The following is a 20,948-nucleotide window of genomic DNA, read 5'->3' as shown; positions in this document are numbered from 1 at the left end:
AGAATAAGTTATCAAAATTAATAAAGATCGTCGAGGCGCAGTTTCAGGTACTTCATCACCGAACGGTGCGTACTGAGGAATGAAATGCCGATACCCAGGATGATGAGTCCCACGAACAACACAGCGAACATGAAGTAATCGCGCATTGCCTTCAGTTCGGGCACCTGGCTTTCGATAAAATAAATGATCGCTACCAGTCCGGCAATGGCCAGCAGGGCACTTACAGCGCCATTGATAATGCTGCGGATATCGAAAGGTTTGGCAATAAAGCCGCGGGTAGCACCCACCATCTGCATGGTTTTGATGAGGAAGCGATTGCTGAACATCGCCAGGCGGATAGTATTATCGATAAGTACCAGTACTACTACCGCCAGCACAATGCTGATGACCAGTAACACCAGGCCTATTTTACGTACGTTTTCATTTAATTGCTGCACCAGGGCGCGCTGGTAGTGAATTTCCCGCACATTGTTCTGCGAGATGAGCGACTGCTCGATCACTTTAAGACTGTCGTTATTCACATAGGCAGCGTTCGGGCTGATCTCGATGCTCGCATACAGCGGGTTGTAGCCCAGCAGCGCGGTAAAGTCCTCGAACTCCTTCTTAAACTCTTCTGCCGCCTGCTCTTTGGAAATAAACTTGATATTTTTAACGAAAGGTTTGGAGGCCAGGGTATCGCGCAGGGCGAGGGCCTGTTTTTCCGGCACATCATCCCGCAGAATTACGTTCAGCACGATGCTTTCCTTAAAGTACACGCTCAGTTTGGTCGCGTTGATCATGATAAGGCCAAGAACGCCCAACATGAGCAATACCAGCGCAACGCCGATAATTGAATAAATGTAGGAAGGCTTCGATTTCTTTGCTGACGATTTTCCGGGTTGAGCCATTAATCTTTAGTTTATTGGCGAAAATAATAAAAATTAGCAGTTATGTTTACTTTTGCCATCTTAAACGGCATTTTAACATTTTTATTTTTTAATATATGGATTTGACGCTGTTCCAGTGCATGGGCTGCGTGTAACTTTCAGCATACCTCAATTATATGGAATACAATTTCAGAGCGATCGAACAGAAATGGCAGCAGCGATGGAAAGACACCCAGGCATACCTGGTACCCAATAATAGTTCCAAACCGAAGTGTTATGTACTGGACATGTTCCCGTACCCTTCCGGCGCCGGACTACACGTTGGCCACCCGCTCGGCTACATCGCTTCCGACATCTACGCCCGTTACAAACGCCTGAAAGGCTTTAACGTGTTGCACCCCATGGGGTACGACGCTTTTGGCCTGCCCGCAGAACAATACGCCCTGGAAACCGGTCAGCACCCGGCCGTAACCACCGAAAATAACATCAAGACCTTTCGCGACCAGCTCGATAACATCGGCTTTTGCTACGATTGGGACCGCGAAATTCGTACCAGTGATCCGGCTTACTATAAATGGACACAATGGTTGTTCCTCCAGTTGTTCGAAAGCTGGTTTAACCGTAAGCTGTCGAAAGCCCAACGCATCAGCGACCTGGTAACGATCTTCGAAACCGAGGGTAACGCGCAGCACGAATGCCCCGGCGACCGCAACATCCGCTTTACGGCCGATGCCTGGAAAGGTTTTTCTGAAGCCGACCAGCGTGAAATACTGATGCAATACCGCCTCGCCTTTCTTGCGCACGCCGAAGTAAACTGGTGTGCCGAACTGGGTACCGTACTTGCCAACGACGAAGTAATCAACGGCGTTAGTGAACGTGGTGGCTATCCCGTAGTGAAGAAAAAAATGCGCCAATGGTTTTTGCGCATCACTGAATATGCAGATCGTTTACTCGAAGGGCTGGAGCAGGTTGCGTACAGCGAGGCGATGAAAGATATGCAGCGCAACTGGATCGGTAAGAGCCAGGGCGCGGAAATCAACTTTGAGATCGAAGGCCTCCAGGGTGAAAAGCTCGTATGCTACACTACCCGTCCCGACACCATTTTTGGAGTAGACTTTTTGGTGCTGGCGCCGGAGCATGACCTCGTGCAGATCATCACCACGGCCGAACAGCGCGAAGCGATCGACGAGTATAAAAACTACGTACAAAGCCGCTCCGAGCGCGAAAGGATGGCGGAAGTGAAGCAGGTTACCGGTGCCTTTACTGGTGCTTATGCACTGAACCCTTTCAATGGCCGGCAGATCCCTATCTGGATATCGGAGTACGTGCTGGCAGGCTACGGCACCGGCGCCATTATGGCCGTTCCGTGTGGCGACCAGCGCGACTTTAACTTTGCCAAACACTTCGACATTCACATCACCAACATCGTTGGCGATGCTTATACCGGCGAGGAAGCGAATCCTACCAAAGAAGGAAAACTCGTGAACAGCGACTTCCTGACCGGCATGGACATGAAACCCGCCATGGAACTGGTGATAAGCGAACTGGAAAAATCCGGTAAAGGTAAACGCCAGATCAATTATAAAATGCGTGACGCAGGGTTTAGCCGTCAGCGTTACTGGGGCGAACCGTTCCCGATCGTCTACAAAAATGGGATTCCTTACGCGGTAGCGGAGAACGAATTACCCGTTGAGCTGCCTTTCGTTGAGAACTACAAACCCGGTGCAGAAGGTGAAGGCCCACTGGCCAACGTACGTAATTGGGTAGAGTTAGCGGATGGAAGTCTGCGCGAGACCAACACCATGCCCGGTTACGCCGGCAGCAGCTGGTACTTCCTGCGCTTCATGGACCCGCACAATACCCAAACTTTTGCAGACCGCAGCGTAACGGATTACTGGAACCAGGTAGACCTGTACATCGGTGGTACCGAACACGCGGTAGGTCACCTGCTGTACTCCCGCCTGTGGACGAAAGTGTTTTACGACCTCGGTTATATCAGCTTCGACGAACCTTATAAAAAACTCGTGAACCAGGGTATGATTACCGGCAGCAGCCGTATCGTATACCGCATTCGCGGCACACAGCAATTCGTATCGGCCGGTTTAAAAGATCAGCATGAAACGGATGAACTGCATGTAGATGTGAACATCGTAGACGGCCTGGAACTCGATACCGAAGCATTCAAAAAATGGCGGGCAGACTATGCCAACGCGGAGTTCATCCTGGAAGATGGTAAATATATTTGCGGTACGCTGTCTGAAAAGATGAGCAAGAGCAAGTACAATACCGTTAACCCGAACCAGCTGGTGGAGCGTTACGGCGCCGATACCTTCCGAATGTACGAGATGTTCCTCGGCCCGGTGGAGCAAAGCAAACCATGGGAGACCAAAGGTATTGAGGGCGTACACCGCTTCCTGAAGAAACTTTGGCGCCTTTTCGCCGACGAGCAAAAGGGCCTCATCGTCACCAACGACGCCCCCACCGCCGACGAGTTGAAGACCTTACACAAAACCATCCGTAAAATCGACGACGACTCCGAGCGATTGAGCTACAATACCGCCGTAAGTGCCTTCATGGTATGTGTGAATGAACTGAGCGACCTGAAATGCCATAAGAAAGCCGTACTGGAACAGGTACTGATCCTGCTTACGCCGTACGCGCCGCACATTGCTGAGGAACTGTGGAGTCTTATCGGGAACAGCGGTTCCATTCTCGATGCAACCTACCCGGTATTCGAAGAGAAGTATGTGACCGAAAGTGCGAAAGAATACCCTGTGTCCATCAACGGTAAAATGCGTACCACCATTAATATTTCGCTGGACGTGGAAGCCGAGGAAGCAGGTAAGATCGCCCTTGCCAACGACATTGTACAGAAGTGGACGGAAGGTAAGGACCCGAAGAAGATTATCTTCGTAAAAGGTAAAATGATCAACATCGTAGTTTAATACGCGAATTAGCCGGCACTGGAAAGTGCCGGCTTTTTTTCTGCTTTATATTTGACTTTGTTTATTTCGTCTTTCGTCATCTTGTGTTTGCAACCCCGACAGTCAGCGCGGAGGTTGGCTTCCCTGCGGTCGCCATGACGGATTTTTTACTACATATTCACCCTCTTCTCCACATCCCCCAATCCACTTTTCCTTTCGCGCGCCGCCTTAATCTGCTGACTACCGAACTTCCAGGAGAAACTTACACTCACTTTCCGGCTCTCCCAACGGTTGATCCAGCGAATGGTGGAGGCATTGGTATAGATGTCCGCATCATAACGTTGCAGGTTAAACGGATCCTGCACGCTGAGGCTTACGCGACCGCGTTTATTGAACACCGGTTTATTAGCACTGATGCTGCCGCCGTAGTTGGCCCGTTGTAACCGTTGCGCACCGGGAGCGGCGGTGTTATAGAACATGCTGATCATCAGGCGGAGGTCTTTACAAAAGGTGAAAGTGTTATCCAGGCTGGTTTCCGCGCCCCAGTTGCCTGTTTCGAAAGTGGCGGAGCGATAGGCAGCGTAACCGAAACCACCGCTCAGGTCCATCTGCCACCAGCTGGTGATCGGGCCGCCGGCGCTTACGGAAATATAGCCGTAGTCGCTGCTGCCAATGTTCTGATAGGTGACGGTCTGTATTTTGGTCACATCGTCTTGCAGGTAAATGCTGTTCACGTCATTGCTGCCGCGGCGATAGTACAGCGTCGTCCACAAAAACTGCCGGAAGCCGTGTCGTAGCTCAAACGTGTTGTTGTACGCCGCGCGCAGGTACGGGTTACCCGTACGGATATTATACGGATCGATCGCTACTGCGAATGGATTTAACGATTGATACGATGGCCGGTCGATGCGGCGGGCGTAACTAAAACTGAGTGTATTGTTTTCATTGATCTTCTTCAGGATGTTGACACTTGGGAACAAGTCGATGTACCGGCGCTGCACCTGCTGGCCGAGCGTCACCGAATGACCTGTAGCATCCGTACGTTCTGCGCGCAGGCCTGCCTGTACGGTTAGCTGCTTCCACTCCCGGGCAACGGCAATATAGACCGCCTGTATCTGCTCCGTATACACGAACTGGTTGCTGCGGGCTTTATCCAGCACCCACTTTTGTTGTAATAAGGAATCATAGCGGATGTCGTTATCGGTACGCACATGATTCACTTTAATGCCGCCTTCTATCCGCAGGGTTTTAGTGAAATACTTTACATAATCTGCTTTGAAGGATGCGGCGGCAACATTTACTGGTGCGGCGTTGCGCAATATAAAAATGTGGTAACCGTCATCGTTGGTAATGCCTTCGCGGGCGGTTTTATCGTAGCGGGAGTAATCCGCATCCATATTAAAAGTGCTGCCGAGTGTATCGAGTTCGCGGAGGAAGTTCAGGTTGTAGCCCAAACGATGCCAGCGGTCCGTTGCGGCGGAGCGGGCCCTGAGCGTGCTTTGGAGATCGTATACGACCGTATTGGCGTCCGTGGTGGCATCGGTGGCGCTCAGGTTACCATTCACCAGTAAACCGATCGTGGTGCGGCTGTCAGGCTTATAATCGGCACCGGCATTCAGGTAATGATAATGACCGATGGGGTGCCAGTAATTATCATAGCTCATTACGGGTTTGCCCGCGCTCGTGGTGCTTTGGGTGCGGTAGTTAAACGACTCGGAATAACTGTAACTGTAGTTGCCGAAGAAGTTCAGCTGGTTTTTTCGGTAGTTCATATTCAGCCCCGCGCTACCTTTGGGATACCTTCCTGCTGCGAGTGAGGTGTATACATTGCCATTAGCGCCCTGCTGTACATTTTTCTTCAGGCGGATGTTGATAATGCCTGCCCCACCCGCCGCATCGTAACGCGCCGAGGGATGGGCGATCAGCTCTATCTTAGCCACTACATCGGCCGGCTGGTTCTTTAACCAGGTGCGTAATGCCTCGCCTGATAATGGTGACGGACGGCCGTCTATCCATATCTGCACGCCGGGTTTCCCCATCATTACCAGGTTCTCGTCCTGGTCCTGCTTCATACCGGGAGCGTGTAACAGCAAGTCGAATATAGTGTTGCCGGCGGCCATCACACTATTCTCCACATTCAGCACCAGCTTGTCGATCTGTTGTTCTATATAAGGTTTGCTGGCGGTAACGCTCACTTCTTTTAACGCGGTGGCGGCGGGTTCGAGCAGTAGTTCCACAGACGTGCGAACACTGTCCAATATAAAAGGCGTACTGTAAGTTTTGCCCGCAGCCAACATATAATGGCCGTAAGCGGCAGGCAGATCGAACCGGCCGAGGCTATCGCATTGCCCGCCCCGTACCAGGCTGCTGTCGGTTGCTTTTAATAATGCGATGGTGGCGAAAGGCGCTGCCGGACCGGCCACGCGGCCTGTAACCCGACCCTGGCCGTACAGGTAAAGCTGTAAAAAAACGAGAACGAAAGTAAAAACTGGTTTCATATGCCTTAAATTGAGGAACAGTGCAAAGATGCCCGTCCTTACCCGGCCGACGCCCCCTATTTATACCAACCGGCGCGTGCGCACGACCAACATAACCGCCGGCCGTTCGTCGTACGTAAAGGGCAGTTGGTCGAATGAAAGACGAAGGGGCGTACCGTACTGGCTACTTTTGAACGTATATGACGCCATCGCAACGACAAAGATTATTCACGCTGCTGCTGTTCATCACAGTAGTGGTGGTGGATTTCTACCTGAACATCACCATCGATTTCACTTTCAATATATGGGGCACAAGCTTTACCATATTGAAGCTGGCCGTCTTTTATATCAACTACCAATGGCTGCATCCCAAGCTGCTGGAGCGTAAAAAGTATGTTGCATGGATCCTCGCCGTCATGGCGCTAGTACTGGGCGCCATCAGCCTGCGCTACCTGGTAGAAGAAATACTGTTTCTCCGCTGGTTTGGCGTGCATAACTATTTTAACAATACGCCGCTGTCGTACTACTTTAAAGACAATTACCTGCGCTTCGGCACGTGGATCTTTTTCGGCAGCGCAGTCCGCTTCGGGCAGCAATGGCTTCGTATGCGGGGCGAGCAGCGCGAGTTGGAAAAGCAACGCCTGAGTGCGGAAGTATCTTTTCTCAAGTCGCAGATCAATCCGCATTTCCTGTTTAATACGCTCAACAGCATCTACTCATTATCGTATCAACACTCAGAAAAAGCACCCGCGGCCATCCTGAAACTATCGGAGATTATGCGGTATATGCTGTACGATACCGAAGACAAACGTGTACCGCTGGAAAAAGAAATACGCTACCTGCACAACTTCGTGGAGTTGCAGAAGATGCGTTTTAAGGAAACGATTTATGCGGATCTGTTGGTGGAAGGCGAGGTAACGCATCAACATATTGCACCACTATTATTGATCGCGTTTGTCGAGAACGCCTTTAAACACGGCGTACTTAATGATCCGGCCGACCCGGTGATCATACAACTGACACTGAATGACGACAGTCTGCAACTGTATGTGCAGAACCGTGTCAACCTGCTGGGCAAGGATGAAACGGGCGGCATCGGGGTAACGAATATCAAACGCCGGCTCGCGTTGTTATATCCGCAAAAACACGAGCTGCACATCGAAACGAGGAACGACTACTATATTTGTGAACTGAACCTGCAATTAAACTGATCATGCAAAAGCTTCGCTGCATAGCGATTGATGACGAGCCGCTGGCGCTGGATGTGATCGTTGATTACATTCAGAAAACGCCTTTCCTGGAACTGGTGTTAAGCACGACCAATGTGCTGGAAGCCTTACCTACTGTGGAAAGCGGTGGTGCCGATCTTATTTTCCTGGATATACAAATGCCGCAGCTCAATGGCTTGCAGTTCATGAAAATTATTTTCGGAAAAGCACGTGTAATACTCACCACCGCCTATCCGCAGTATGCACTGGAAGGTTATGAACACGATGTGGTAGACTATCTGCTTAAACCCATTGCTTATGATCGCTTTTACAAGTCGGCCCAAAAAGCAGTGGCGGTTATTCGTCCAGCCCAACCTCTGCCCATAGCGGAAAAGCCTGCCGACACACCAGGGTTCATCTTCGTAAAAACGGATAACAAAATGGTGAAGCTGCAACTGGCCGACATCCTGTATGTGGAAGGCCTCAAAGACTACATCTCCATACAAACCACTACCGAAAAGATCATCACGCTGCAGAATATGAAGCGGATGGAAAAGATATTACCCGCCCCCCGGTTCATGCGCGTACATAAGTCCTACATTGTATCACTCGAAAAAACCGATACCATCGAACGCAGCCGCATTTTTATCGGGAAGGACGTGATCCCCATCGGGGATACTTATCGTGACGCGCTGTTCCAGGTAATAGAGGGACGGGAATAGTACAAATGGTTTCGGGATATGCCGATTCCTTCTTATTTTGACGCCTACAAAATCAACTTCATGAGGACTACATTTCTTAGTTTCCTGGGCGCGCTGCTATGCCAAACTGCCAGCGCCCAGACCAGCGAAGCTTATTTCACCACAAGCCCCACGCTTACTCCAGACGGAAAAACCGTGATATTCAGCTACGAAGGCGACCTCTGGAAAGCGGACGTTAGTCAACCCAACGCCACCCGCCTTACCGCCATGCCAGGCAGCGAAACCGGCGCCAAAGTATCGCCCGACGGCAAATGGATCGCCTTTACCGGCTACCAGTTCGGCAATGCGGATGTATTCGTAATGCCGATTGACGGCGGCGAGGTAAAGCAACTTACCTTCCACAGCACCAGCGACGTACTCGAAAACTGGGCATGGGATTCCAAAACGCTCTACATCCGCTCCGTTCGCGAGGGACAGGCCACCGGCTATAAATTGAGTGTAGATGGCGGCACGCCCGTAAGACTGTTTAACCACTATTTTAACCAGGTGCATAACCTGGCCGAGCATCCTACTACGGGAGAAATCTTCTTCAACGATACCTGGGAAAGCGACAACTTCAGCAACCGTAAAGGTTATAAAGGCGACTTTAACCCGGATATCCAGTCTTATATTCCGGCTTCCAAAACCTATAAACGTTATACCGACTACCGCGGTAAAGACTTCTGGACCACCATCGACCGCAAAGGAAATGTGTACTTTGTGTCCGACGAAGCGAACGGTGAATACAACCTGTATACCTTCAGCAACGGTACCAAAAAGGCGCTCACTAACTTTACCACCTCCATCAAACGTCCATCTGTAGCGGCTAATGGCGGCACCGTCGTGTTTGAGAAAGATTACCAGGTATATGTGTATGACGTAGCATCGAATCAGTCTAAGAAACTACCGCTGCGCATGACCCGTAACTTTACCCTGGCCAAGCAACAAACTTTCGAAACCGCCGGTAAAGTAGCTGCCTTCGACGTTTCGCCCGATGGTAAAAAGCTGGCTTACGTAAGCCGCGGTGAATTGTTCGTGAGCGACGTAGAAGGTAAGTTCATCCAGCAATTGCCTAAGTCGCCCGAGCGCGCAGGCGAAGTATACTGGCTGAAGGATAACCGCACCCTGCTCTTTAGTCAAACCCTGAATGGCTACCAGAACTGGTACACCATTGCAGCCGACGGCAAAAGCAAAGCAAAACAGCTTACCAGCGATAAAAAGAACAACCGCGCCCTGTCGTTCAACAAAGATCGCAGCCAGGCCGTATACCTCAGCGGACGTGATGAAGTACGCCTCATGGACCTGAAAACGTTCGAGAGCAAAAACATCGTGAATGACGAGATATGGGCGATGTACAGCTATACCCCCCGCTTCTCTCCCGACGATAAATACATCGCTTTTAACGCGATCCGCAACTTTGAGACAGACATTATGCTGTACAACATCGAGACGAAGGAAACGATCAACCTTACGAAGACAGGTGTTTCTGAGAGTGATCCGTTCTGGTCGCCCGATGGTAAATACATCTACTTCAGCTCCGACCGTACCCGTCCCGATTATCCCACCGGTGCGCAGAACCCGCGCATTTACCGCATAGCGTTGGATAAATTTGACGAGCCTTATCGTATGGATAAATTCGATGAACTCTTCAAAAAAGAGGAAGAGAAGAAAGAGGAAAAGAAAGACGATAAAAAGAAGGACGACAAGAAAGAAGAGAAAAAAGAAGAAAAGAAAGACGATAAGAAGAAAGTGGTCGTAACGATCAACGCCAAAGGCATTATGGAGCGCGTGGAGCGTGTAGGCCCCAATGGCTGGCAGGCGAACCCGTATGTGATACAGAAAGACGATAAGACCACCGTTCTTTACATTTCTAATCACGAAGGCAAACACCAGCTGTATAAAACAGTGTTTGAACCGTTCGAGCAGCCTAAAACCGAAAAGGTGGCCAACATCGATGGCTTCAACGAAGGCATTATCGCGGCAGACGGTAAGTACTTTACGCTTTACAATGGCAACATCTTCAAATTGAATGGTGAACTGAAAGGCGCCGATAAGATCGAAGTGAACAAATCGTTTTACCGTAACCTCGAAGGTGAGTTTAACCAGATGTTTTATGAAACCTGGGCTAACCTGGAAGAGAACTTTTATGACAACGACTTTCACGGTAAAAACTGGGCACAACTGCGCGACCAGTACGCCAAATACCTGCCGTTCGTGAATACCCGCACGGACCTGCGCGTGCTGCTGAACGACATGCTGGGCGAACTGAACTCCTCACACATGGGCTTTTCGTCCAATGGTCCGGAGGAGCGCATCACCCAAAGCTATACCACGATGGAAACTGGCATTATGTTCGAGAACGGTAATCCATACAAAGTGAAGTACGTCGTAAACAACAGCAATGCCGATAAAAAAGGCATAGACATTCAACCCGGCGATGTGCTCACTAAAGTAAATGGTGAAGAAGTGGACGCGAAAAAGTGCCGCGACATCTACTTTACCCGTCCTACTATGGAGCGTGAACTGTTGCTGACCTTTAACCGCGGCGGCAAAAGCTTCGATGTAAAACTGCACCCTGAAAGCACTTACCAATTCAGTCACGAATTATATAATGAATGGATCGACTTCAATCAATCTTATGTTGATAAAAAGACGAAAAACCGGGTGGCGTATACTTACATGAAAAACATGGGTGGCGAGGAGCTGGAAAAGTTCCTGACCGACCTGGTAGGTGAGCTGCAGGATAAAGATGCGTTGATATTCGACCTGCGTTATAATACGGGCGGCAACGTACACGACGCCGTGCTGAACTTCCTGAGCCAGCGCCCTTACCTGCAATGGCAGTATCGCAACGGCAAACGCTCGCCCCAACCGAGCTTCGCGCCCGCCGGTAAACCAATCGTGCTATTGATCAACGAGCAATCGCTCAGCGATGCGGAAATGACCAGCGCCGGCTTTAAAGAACTGAAGCTGGGCAAGATCATCGGTACCGAAACCTACCGCTGGATCATCTTCACCACCGGCCGCAGCCTGGTTGACGGATCGTACTACCGCATGCCATCGTGGGGTTGCTTCACGCTGGACGGAAAAGACCTGGAGAAAGAAGGCGTTGCGCCGGACATTTACGTGAAAACTACCTTCGCCGACAAACTGGAAAACAAAGATCCCCAGCTTGACAGGGCGATCGAAGAAATATTGAAAGACCTGAAATAGTCATGCAAGGCTTGATGACAGGAACTTCATCGGGTATCTGAAATAAAATGAGTTCACCGGCAAGTTCTAATTAAATAAACGGGAGCTCACCGCAATCATTTGGTAATCGCTTGAACTGTGACAACGGTTCACCAGGTACCCGGAAAATAATAAAAGGGGCTGACCATCACTTTGGTCAGCCCCTTTCTTATAACAAGTTTTGATTACTTCACATCTGTTACACGCGTTGGCGTATCCTTTCCGCTGATAATACTTTCCGCACTTTTGGCGATTGCTTTAATAATGTCGGTGATGTTCTGGATGTCCAGGCTTTCTACCTCATCATCCACACTGTGATACAGTTTATCCTTATCGATCTGTGTAGTGGAAATGGTATGTGCCGGTACGCCTAAGCGGGCCAGGGTAGCGTTATCCGAACGGTAGAACAGGTTCTGCTCCGGATAAGGATCGGGATGAAACTTGAAGGCCGATCCCTGCAGGTTCTTTTGCAGGATCGTTCCGAAGTCTGACTTCTCAAAGCCGGTGATGAACGCGCTGTTCCGGCCGAACTTCGATTCCTTACCGATCATTTCGATATTAAACATGGCTACTACCTTCGCCGGATCAAGCTGGCGGGAGAAGTACTGCGAACCGTAGCCGCCGATTTCTTCCGCAGTAAACGCAACGAAGATGATGCTACGTGCAGGTTTCTTCTTTTTATAATAGTTAGCGAGCATCACTACTGCCGTGGTACCAGACGCGTCGTCGTCCGCACCGTTGGCAATACTGTCTTTCGCTTCGTTGGGCTTCAGGATGCCGATATGGTCGTAGTGGCCGGAGAACACCACATACTCATCCGGTTTACTTTCGCCAGTAATAATGCCTGCAACGTTGTTCAGGTGCATAATATTCAGTTCCTGCGTGGCCGACAGGCTCCATTCCGCCACCTTTTCGTTCGCACCGTCTTTTAATACGAACACTACCGGGTTATCTTTTTCACCAGACATGAGCGGGCGGGCGCGGCGACCTTTCAGTCCTTTGAAGGCGCTGGCAAGGGAAGCATCTACCCAAACCAAAGTAGGTGATTCTACCGAGCCATCCTGCGCAGCGCGGTACTTGTCGCGCAAAACGCCTGCATCAGTAATCGTTTCTACAGTGATTTTATCGGTGTTTCTCCATTCGATACGTGGCTGATTACTTACTACGGCCACGTCGTCCCGCCGCCACTCCCTGCTATTTACCAGGAAACGTACGGAAGCCGATTTTACGGTATACATGTTAAACTCCTGGCGGTAACCTTTGGAACCGGCCAGGGGTTGCAGCCCGGCTTTTTTAAATTCATTCTCCAGGAAGACAGAAGCCTTGTCGATACCCGGTTTAAAAGTGGGGCGGCCTCCCATATCGTCGGCGGCCAGGGTAGTAATGATCTTTTTCACCTCTTTAGCGCGAATCTTTTGCGCCTGAGCCGTTTGCGCCACAATGCCTAAACTAATTGGTAATGCCAGTAATAAAGCCTTTTTCATGATCATAGGAGCTTGATATTGCCCAAAAATAAAATTTCGGGGCCATAACTCCATCCAAAATGCAGGTTTTCTTACTTTTGGACATTATGTCCAATCCGCATTTACGACCAGAAGAGAATAGACTGAGCGCTGCTGAACGCGAGTTTGAAAACAGCATCCGTCCCAAGGAGATACTTGACTTTGCGGGGCAGGAACAGATCATCACGAACCTGAAAGTGTTTATCAAAGCCGCTAAAATGCGCGGCGAAGCGCTGGACCATGTGCTTTTTCACGGCCCTCCGGGTTTGGGTAAAACCACGCTTTCGCGCATTGTAGCCAACGAAATGGGCGTAAACATCAAGGAAACCTCCGGACCAGTGATCGAAAAACCCGGCGACCTGGCGGGATTGCTCACCAACCTGGAAGATAAAGACGTACTGTTTATAGACGAGATCCACCGGTTAAGCACCGTGGTGGAAGAATACCTGTACTCCGCCATGGAGGACTTCCGCATCGATATTATGATCGACAGCGGTCCCAATGCGCGCTCTGTGCAGATCAACCTGAATCCTTTTACATTGATCGGTGCCACCACTCGTTCCGGGCTGTTAACGGCCCCGCTGCTGTCCCGCTTCGGCATCAAATCAAGACTGGAGTATTATAGCGCCGCTACTTTGCAACAGATCATCTGGCGGGCATCAGGACTGCTTAATACCAAGATTACTTCTGACGCGGCTGGTGAAATTGCACGCCGCTCCCGTGGTACGCCACGTATTGCGAATGGACTGTTACGCCGTGTGCGCGACTTTGCGCAGGTAATGGGCAACGGTGTAATTGATATGGAGATCGCGAAGTTCAGTCTGAAGGCCCTTAATGTAGATGAATACGGGCTCGATGAAATGGACAACCGCATCCTGCACACGATCATCGAGAACTTCAAAGGTGGGCCTGTGGGTATTACCACTATCGCAACGGCGGTGGGTGAGGAAGCGGGTACACTGGAGGAAGTATACGAACCCTTCTTAATACAGGAAGGCTTTATCAAGCGTACGCCCCGTGGAAGGGAAGTCACCGATAAAGCCTATACCCATTTAGGAAAAACTCCTTATAGAGGAAGTGGAAATACGTTATTCTGATTACTCTTTCACCACCAGTCTGAAGCCGTTACCATGAATGTTGACGATCTCGATATTGGGATCTTCTTTCAGGTATTTGCGCAGTTTAGCAATGTACACGTCCATACTACGGCCGTTAAAGTACGTATCGCTGCCCCAGATCTTTTTGAGGGCTACTTCGCGTGGTAACAAGTCGTTCTTATGCTCGCAAAGCATGTGCAGCAGCTCGTTCTCTTTAGGAGATAATGTGTGCGACTGACCATCCTTCGCCAGCGTACGCAAACGCGCGTTAAAGTGGTAGTCACCGATGTTAAACTCGTGTTGCTCCTCCTCTTTCTGGTTCAGTTCCTGGTTGCGTTTCAGGATCGCTTTGATCTTGAGCAGCAGCAGTTCGCTATCGAAAGGTTTTGAAATGTAATCGTCAGCACCCAGTTTGTAGCCCTGGATAATATCTTCCTTCATCGTTTTGGCAGAAAGGAAAAACAAGGGTACATCGGGATCAACATCACGAATCTCTTCTGCGAGTTTGAAACCGTCCATGTTGGGCATCATAATGTCCAGCAGGCAAATATCGAATTTCTCACGACGGAATGCGGCCAGGGCCAGGATGCCATCGCGGCACAGTTCTACTTCATAATCATTCAGCTCGAGATAATTTTTCAGCACCATACCAAGGTTGGTATCGTCTTCGGCCAATAGTATATGAGGTTTACGTTCTTCCATTATATCAGGTTAAGTATGTAAACAAATATAAGTTTTTCTGAAGCAGCAAGATGCGGAAAAATCGTGCCTTTCCGCGCCAAGGATTTGTTAAAACTGCTGAGCTTTTAGCGTTTACTGATCAGCGATGTGAAGTTGTAGCGCAGGTTTTTATACCCCACCATATCTACCTTAATACTTCCTACGGAGATGGGACTATCCACCCGCAGAGGCACCTTGTTGCCATCGTCGCTCACCCACACCGTCATGCTTTCTCCACCTTCGAAAATGGTGCCTTTTACCAGTAATGGCTTAAACTTGATGGCGCGGAACTTACCGAACTTGGTGCTCACTTCCTCCTTACCGATATAACGGATATAAATGTTGTACACCTCGTTATCGAGGAACATGGCGAAGGGGATCTTATCGTTCGGTTTGTATTTGGAGAAGTCGATGTTACGGGCGTAATAGATCGCGCTGATCACATCCTGCACGCAGGGCGGCATCTTAAAGACCGCACCTTTTTCATTCGTGGCAGTGGACGCTTCGTTATTGAACACCACGTTCTGGGAAATCTTATAGCCACCCTCGTTCACATTGCGGATAAAACGCAAAGGACGCATGGTAGCCGTATCGATATAACTTTCGTAGCGGTCGCGCACTTTGAATATCCAGTCATAGGTACGAAACGTTTTACCGTCCCCTACTACGTGGTACACATCATGACCCGCATACTTTTCGAGAGAAGTGGAAAAGGTAGCTTCCCCGGCGCCAACGAACATTTTGCCGAGGTTGTAATACACTTTAAACGTGATGCTTTCGCCTGCCTTGAAAGACGTGTTGGCGGCCCCGCAAAAATCACTTTGTGCGAAGACGGTACTGGCAATGGTTAACCCACAAAGTATTAGTAACAAATGCTTCATTGATCATCGCTATTTTTCCTTGAATATTTTTACGCCCAGCAGAAGAATGCTGCCCATTGCGGCGGGCAGTATGAGATTGATGAGCCATATCGCCACGGTGGCAGCAATTATGCCGGCCGTATTGGGGCTTAGCAAACCCAGGAAGTAAATACTTACCCTTCCGCGAAGGCCCAGTTCTGCTATTGCAATCGTGGGTACCACCGCCATAACGAGGTAAATGGTACTGATCATCAAAAGACCTTGCCACCACACAAGTTCAACACCTAACACATACAATAAAATCAAATACTGTGCCGAGAAGACTATGTATCGCACTGCGGATAACAGCAGCAGCTTTCGCAGTTCTTTGGGGGAATACCGGGCAATGATCTGTATAAACACTTTAGCCTTCCGCAACCAGGATACCTTTTCAAAAAGCGAGACGATAATCTTTAGTCGAAAATAAAGTAATATAATCAACAAGGAAACAATTACCAGCAGGCAAATGAGCCCTATCTCTCTCACCTGGGGCGAAAGTCGGCTCCCAGCTTCGTTTAAGCCAAAGTTATCTAAATAATAAATCAGGCCGGCCAGTCCGAACAGCGCCGTCACGATCAGCTGACTAAAACTGCCCACCACCGTGGCCGCTATGGCTTTCAGCTTGTTACGATTTTTTACATACAGGATGCGCCCTCCGTACTCGCCAATGCGGTTTGGTGTGTTGATGGACAGCGATACGCCGGATAAGATGGCCATAAACGCCCGGCGAAAGGGCACATCCTCCAGCGGTTTTACGAGGAACTGCCATTTACGGGCCTCCAGCCCCCAGTTCACCAACATCAGCAAAATAACCCCTAAAAGGGTGAACAAGCCGCGGTCGGCCAGTAGATCGAGCATGCGATCGAGCGCTTCCCCCAGGTTGGCCTGGTTCATTAGCTGTGTGTAAATCGAGTAGGTTAACCAAACGAACAGGCTGATGCCCAACAGGTAATTGAGGAGTATTTTTGTACTTTTGTTCAGGATTTCAGATTTTGGCAAAAATAAACTGCGGTTGGCAAACAAATCAAAAATAATTCTTGGAATAGACCCCGGTACGATCGTAATGGGGTACGGACTCATCCAAGTGGAGGGTAAAAAGGCCAAAGTGATAGACCTGGACGTACTTAAATTATCCAAACACAAAGACCATTATGAGCGCTTGCAGTTGATCCATTCGCGGGTAAACGAGCTCATTTTACAATACAAACCTGACTGTTGCGCTATCGAAGCCCCCTTTTTCGGCAAGAACGTACAGAGTATGCTAAAGCTGGGGCGCGCCCAGGGCGTGGCCATTGCTACCGCCATGCAGGCCGGTTTGCAGGTAGCCGAATACTCCCCTAAAAAAGTGAAGCAGTCCATAACGGGCAACGGTAATGCAGACAAGGAGCAGGTGTGGCAAATGCTGCGGCACATCCTTCAATACAACGAACGCCCCACCTTCCTGGATGCCTCCGATGCACTGGCAGTAGCGGTTTGCCACTTCTTCCAGGACTCGGGACCGGCGGCAGGGGCCGGCAAAGCCAAGGGCTGGGAGGCATTTTTAAAACTCAATCCCGAGCGAATTTCCAAATAGCTTATACAAAATGAACAGGAATGAACAAGGTATTATTATTTGTTAATTGCGAAAATGTACTTATTTTGAACCGGGTTTGCCGGTAAAATTCCCGGAAAGCCCCATTGCAATACCATAGCAACTATGAAGACTTGTTCTTTTTATCAATTATCAACTTTACCCTAATCCAGTTCGTAGATGGATACGAAAGCAAAAATCCTCCTTGTTGAAGATGACTACAACCTGGGGGCTGTTACCAAACGCAGATTGGAAGAAGCCGGGTACGAAGTAACACACTGCTCCGACGGAGAGATGGCCTGGAAACAATTTCAAAAAGCAATGTTTGATATATGTTTGCTGGATGTGGTAATGCCTAAAAAGGACGGCTTTACACTCGCCCAGCAAATCAGGAAGAAAAACGACCTTATCCCGATACTCTTTCTTACCTCCAAATCGATGGATGAAGATAAGATCACTGGTTTTAAAACCGGTGCGGATGACTACGTGACCAAGCCTTTCAGCATGCAGGAATTATTGATGCGCATCGAAGTGTTCCTCAAAAGGACCCGGCCTTTAAACGCCGACAAACGCGCTCAATTTCAACTTGGCCCCCTCACTTTTGATTATGGAGAACTGAAGCTGTTGGACAAAGACGGCAAAACCAAATCCACACTCACACAAAAAGAAGCCGACCTCCTGAAGTTTTTCTGCGAAAACGCCAACAAAACGCTTAAACGCGAAGAAATACTTTACCACGTTTGGGGTAAAGACGACTACTTCCTCGGCCGCAGTATGGACGTTTTCATAACTAAGATCAGGAAACATTTCGACGACGTCGATGACATCAGGCTGGAAACGCTGCATGGCATCGGGTTCAAGTTTTACGTTCCGTAAACAAGTTCATGTAAAATATACCAAGGCGTATACAGGCCCATTGCCCGTATACGCCCTTCTTTATTTACAGGAAGGAAATGATCCGCTCCTGGATGGTTTGAAAATCGTCGGTCGATAATTTCAATTTAGGACGCGTAAAGTTCAGGTCATCAGCACTGTTGATCGGCACCAGGTGCATATGCGCATGCGGCACTTCAAGCCCCATTACACTTATGCCTACGCGGTTGCAGGGATATGCTTTTTCTATCGCCAGGGCAATCGGTTTGGCGAATAGAAGGCACTCGCGCAACAGGTCATCTTCCAGGTCGAAAAAGCGATCGGTTTCCACTTTCGGCACGATGAGTACATGCCCTTTCATCAGCGGGAAAATATCGAGAAAAGCGTAGAACTGGTCGTTTTCGGCAATGCGGTAATTAGGAATTTCGCCTTTAATGATCTTGGAAAAAAGTGTCATGGCCCACAGGTTTTTAAGGTAACGGAAAAATAAGCAATTTGAATTGATGCTCAAAACAAAGGCCCGTCTGTAACAGACGGGCCTTTCGTTATAATAATGTATTGTATCAGATACCGATGTTCTCGATCTTAAAACTCATACTGCCATTTGGCGCTACCACATCTGCTACCTCACCCACTTTTTTCCCAAGCAAACCTTTGCCGATAGGGGAAGTAACGGAGATCTTATTTGCTTTCAGATCAGCTTCCTTTTCAGAAACCAACTGGTAAGTGACTGTTTTCTTGCTGGCCATATTGGTGATCGTCACCTTACAAAGAATAGAAACCTTGGATGTATCGATGGAATCGGCTTCCACTACCCTGGCGGTGGCTATGGCATTTTCCAGCACGGCGATCTTTGCCTCATGGAGGCCTTGCGCCTCTTTAGCTGCATCGTATTCTGCATTTTCCTTCAAATCCCCTTTTTCACGAGCTTCTGAAATAGCGCGGGCAATTTCTGCTCTTCCTTTGGTCTTGAGTTGCGTAAGCTCCTCTCTCATTTGCTCAAGGGTTTCTTTGGTAACGTAATTTACGCCAGACATAACCTTTTGTTTTAGAAATAAGAAAAAAAAGCAACGCCCCCATTTGCATAGAAGCGTTGTAAACTGATGAACTGCAAATATATACTTTTTTCAGTACGATAGCCAGTAGCTATCATATATATAATAGCTATATATCTAACTTCTGCAGCACGATTTTAGCCATCTTGATCGTTGCCTCGTGAGAGTACCCGGCAATGTGCGGAGTCATGACTACATTGGGATTGCGAAGCAAACGGTTGAACAATATCTTCTCCTCTTCTGTGTAGGTTGACAGCTTTTCGTTCTCCAGTACATCGAGGCAGGCTCCTTTCACCAGGCCTGTTTCCAACGCATCTGCAAGCGCACGTGTATCTGCCACCTTACCACGCGAAGCGTTGATGTAATAAATGGGGTTGGCGAACGAACGAAAAAATTCCGCATTCACCATATGACGTGTTTCTTCTGTAAGCGGCAGGTGAGTAGTAACGATTTCGGCCTGCTCAAATATCTCCTGCAGACTTACCTCTTTTACTTCGCTGGTGCCGTAGTTCTTTTTGTACTTATCGTAGGCAATGATGTTTACACCGAAGCCGCGTAAACGTTTGGCAACGGCGCTTCCGGTATGCCCATACCCGATAATGCCTACTGTGCGACCGCCCAGTTCCCAGGCACGGTTGCCATCACGCTCCCATATCCCTTCGCGCAGTTCGAGATTACTTTTAAGCAGGTTGTGCAGGAGGCATATCAACATACCCACTACCTGTTCGCCTACCGTATCGGCATTACCTTCGGGACTGCTGACACATTTTATGCCCTTACTTTCCGCATACGGCACATCGATCAATTCCATGCCCGAACCCAAACGACCGATCCACTGCAGCCTGGATGCTTTGTCCAGCATCGCTTTATCGACCTTAATACGGGTGGTCACGATCATACCGTCTACCTGGCCGATTTGCGCAGTTACTTCATCGTAGGTAACAGCAGGTTGATAAATTACGGTGTAGCCTTTTTGTTCCAGTTCATTAATGAGATAAGGATTCACTTTCGCGGTGATCAGTACTTGCTTCATAACATTTTGTGCGAGAGGGCTACGAAATCTGCTACGGTAAGCGCTTCTGCCCTTTTGGTAAATATATCGTCCTGTAAATCTTCTTTCTTAAATAAGCCTTTCAGCGGGTTGCGGAGTTGCTTGCGGCGTTGCCCGAACGCGGTTTTCACCAGCAGAAAAAACTTCTTTTCATTGCGGATGTCGTATTGCTCTTCCAGTCGATGCAGGCGAATTACGCCCGACTTCACTTTAGGGGGCGGGTTAAAGCAGTTCTCCGACACATCGAAAAGGTATTCTACCCGGTAAAATGCCTGTATCAGTACGCTGAGGATGCCGTAATCCTTATTGTTATGCGGGGCGGCAATACGCTGCGCCACTTCTTTCTGGAACATGCCCACCACAACCGGTACCTGGTTTTTCCATTCCAGCACCCGAAACATGATTTGGGTGGATATGTTGTACGGAAAGTTGCCTATCACGGAAAATTTGCCTTCAAACGGCGGCGCCACTTCCAGGAAGCTTTCGTTGATCAGTTTACCCTGGATGGCGGGGTAAGTTTTCTGGAGATATTCCACCTTTTCCGTATCCAGCTCCACCGCTTTAAAAGTGGTACCCGGCAGCTCCAGCAGGTATTTGGTGATGGCGCCGGCACCCGGGCCAACTTCCAGTATCTGTGTGCCTTCCGGTGCGGGCAGGGCATCCACGATCTTCCGGCAGATGTTTTCATCCTTCAGAAAATGCTGCCCCAGTGACTTCTTTAGCGTGTACATGTAA

17 protein-coding genes are annotated in these 20,948 nt (G+C 49.2%); 7 read left to right on the top strand and 10 right to left on the bottom strand.

Annotated elements, in window-relative coordinates:
- Positions 1-17 precede the first annotated feature (17 nt).
- Entirely contained in the window at positions 18-887 is an 870-nt protein-coding gene (locus tag MKQ68_RS24705) for a cell division protein FtsX (protein WP_264281392.1), read from the bottom strand.
- A gap of 155 nt (positions 888-1,042) precedes the next feature.
- On the opposite strand from MKQ68_RS24705, the gene leuS reads away from it, so the two are divergent.
- Complete coding sequence (leuS, locus tag MKQ68_RS24700; RefSeq protein WP_264281391.1) at positions 1,043-3,811, top strand: leucine--tRNA ligase; 2,769 nt, start codon at positions 1,043-1,045, stop codon at positions 3,809-3,811.
- 149 nt (positions 3,812-3,960) lie between these two features.
- On the opposite strand, the gene MKQ68_RS24695 is transcribed toward leuS, so the two are convergent.
- A complete protein-coding gene (locus tag MKQ68_RS24695) occupies positions 3,961-6,288 on the bottom strand; it encodes an outer membrane beta-barrel family protein (RefSeq protein ID WP_264281390.1) in 2,328 nt (775 codons plus the stop codon).
- Between the two features lie 179 nt (positions 6,289-6,467).
- On the opposite strand from MKQ68_RS24695, the gene MKQ68_RS24690 reads away from it, so the two are divergent.
- The 3 genes from MKQ68_RS24690 to MKQ68_RS24680 are packed head-to-tail and all read left to right on the top strand — an operon-like array spanning position 6,468 to position 11,428.
- Positions 6,468-7,478, top strand: a complete 1,011-nt coding sequence (locus tag MKQ68_RS24690) for a sensor histidine kinase (RefSeq protein WP_244845359.1) — start codon at positions 6,468-6,470, stop codon at positions 7,476-7,478.
- A gap of 2 nt (positions 7,479-7,480) precedes the next feature.
- On the top strand, positions 7,481-8,197 hold the full coding sequence (locus MKQ68_RS24685; RefSeq protein ID WP_264281389.1) for a LytR/AlgR family response regulator transcription factor: 717 nt from the start codon (positions 7,481-7,483) through the stop codon (positions 8,195-8,197).
- Between the two features lie 60 nt (positions 8,198-8,257).
- On the top strand, positions 8,258-11,428 hold the full coding sequence (locus tag MKQ68_RS24680; RefSeq protein WP_264281388.1) for a S41 family peptidase: 3,171 nt from the start codon (positions 8,258-8,260) through the stop codon (positions 11,426-11,428).
- A 203-nt stretch (positions 11,429-11,631) separates the two neighbouring features.
- Here MKQ68_RS24680 and MKQ68_RS24675 read toward each other — a convergent pair whose 3' ends face one another.
- Complete coding sequence (locus MKQ68_RS24675; RefSeq protein ID WP_264281387.1) at positions 11,632-12,936, bottom strand: M28 family metallopeptidase; 1,305 nt, start codon at positions 12,934-12,936, stop codon at positions 11,632-11,634.
- An 80-nt stretch (positions 12,937-13,016) separates the two neighbouring features.
- On the opposite strand from MKQ68_RS24675, the gene ruvB reads away from it, so the two are divergent.
- Complete coding sequence (gene ruvB, locus MKQ68_RS24670; RefSeq protein WP_264281386.1) at positions 13,017-14,045, top strand: Holliday junction branch migration DNA helicase RuvB; 1,029 nt, start codon at positions 13,017-13,019, stop codon at positions 14,043-14,045.
- On the opposite strand, the gene MKQ68_RS24665 is transcribed toward ruvB, so the two are convergent.
- The 3 genes from MKQ68_RS24665 to MKQ68_RS24655 all read right to left on the bottom strand — a co-directional run bounded on the left by MKQ68_RS24665 (position 14,046) and on the right by MKQ68_RS24655 (position 16,663).
- Positions 14,046-14,747, bottom strand: a complete 702-nt coding sequence (locus MKQ68_RS24665) for a response regulator transcription factor (protein WP_264281385.1) — start codon at positions 14,745-14,747, stop codon at positions 14,046-14,048.
- A gap of 104 nt (positions 14,748-14,851) precedes the next feature.
- Positions 14,852-15,646 carry a DUF3108 domain-containing protein gene (locus MKQ68_RS24660; protein ID WP_244845352.1) on the bottom strand — a complete coding sequence of 265 codons (795 nt, stop codon included), beginning with the start codon at positions 15,644-15,646 and terminating at the stop codon, positions 14,852-14,854.
- A 9-nt stretch (positions 15,647-15,655) separates the two neighbouring features.
- Positions 15,656-16,663 carry a lysylphosphatidylglycerol synthase transmembrane domain-containing protein gene (locus MKQ68_RS24655; RefSeq protein ID WP_264281384.1) on the bottom strand — a complete coding sequence of 336 codons (1,008 nt, stop codon included), beginning with the start codon at positions 16,661-16,663 and terminating at the stop codon, positions 15,656-15,658.
- A gap of 13 nt (positions 16,664-16,676) precedes the next feature.
- Between MKQ68_RS24655 and ruvC the strand changes: the two genes are divergently transcribed.
- Positions 16,677-17,237 (top strand): crossover junction endodeoxyribonuclease RuvC, encoded by a 561-nt coding sequence (ruvC, locus tag MKQ68_RS24650; protein WP_264281383.1) that lies wholly within the window; start codon positions 16,677-16,679, stop codon positions 17,235-17,237.
- Positions 17,238-17,414: 177 nt separating this feature from the next.
- Positions 17,415-18,110 (top strand): response regulator transcription factor, encoded by a 696-nt coding sequence (locus MKQ68_RS24645; RefSeq protein WP_264281382.1) that lies wholly within the window; start codon positions 17,415-17,417, stop codon positions 18,108-18,110.
- Positions 18,111-18,174: 64 nt separating this feature from the next.
- On the opposite strand, the gene MKQ68_RS24640 is transcribed toward MKQ68_RS24645, so the two are convergent.
- The 4 genes from MKQ68_RS24640 to rsmA all read right to left on the bottom strand — a co-directional run bounded on the left by MKQ68_RS24640 (position 18,175) and on the right by rsmA (position 20,944).
- Positions 18,175-18,564, bottom strand: coding sequence for an HIT family protein (locus MKQ68_RS24640; protein WP_264281381.1), 390 nt, complete (start codon positions 18,562-18,564; stop codon positions 18,175-18,177).
- Between the two features lie 106 nt (positions 18,565-18,670).
- A complete protein-coding gene (gene greA, locus MKQ68_RS24635; RefSeq protein WP_264281380.1) occupies positions 18,671-19,144 on the bottom strand; it encodes a transcription elongation factor GreA in 474 nt (157 codons plus the stop codon).
- A 127-nt stretch (positions 19,145-19,271) separates the two neighbouring features.
- A complete protein-coding gene (locus tag MKQ68_RS24630) occupies positions 19,272-20,195 on the bottom strand; it encodes an NAD(P)-dependent oxidoreductase (protein ID WP_244845348.1) in 924 nt (307 codons plus the stop codon).
- Entirely contained in the window at positions 20,192-20,944 is a 753-nt protein-coding gene (gene rsmA / locus MKQ68_RS24625) for a 16S rRNA (adenine(1518)-N(6)/adenine(1519)-N(6))-dimethyltransferase RsmA (protein WP_264281379.1), read from the bottom strand. Before rsmA ends, MKQ68_RS24630 begins: the two co-directional genes overlap by 4 nt.
- Between the last annotated feature and the right edge of the window lie 4 nt (positions 20,945-20,948).

It is taken from the genome of Chitinophaga horti (assembly GCF_022867795.2).
GTDB classification, from domain to species: domain Bacteria; phylum Bacteroidota; class Bacteroidia; order Chitinophagales; family Chitinophagaceae; genus Chitinophaga; species Chitinophaga horti.
Note: the sequence above shows the minus strand (reverse complement) of the source record. Positions and strands in the feature narration are given on the sequence as shown.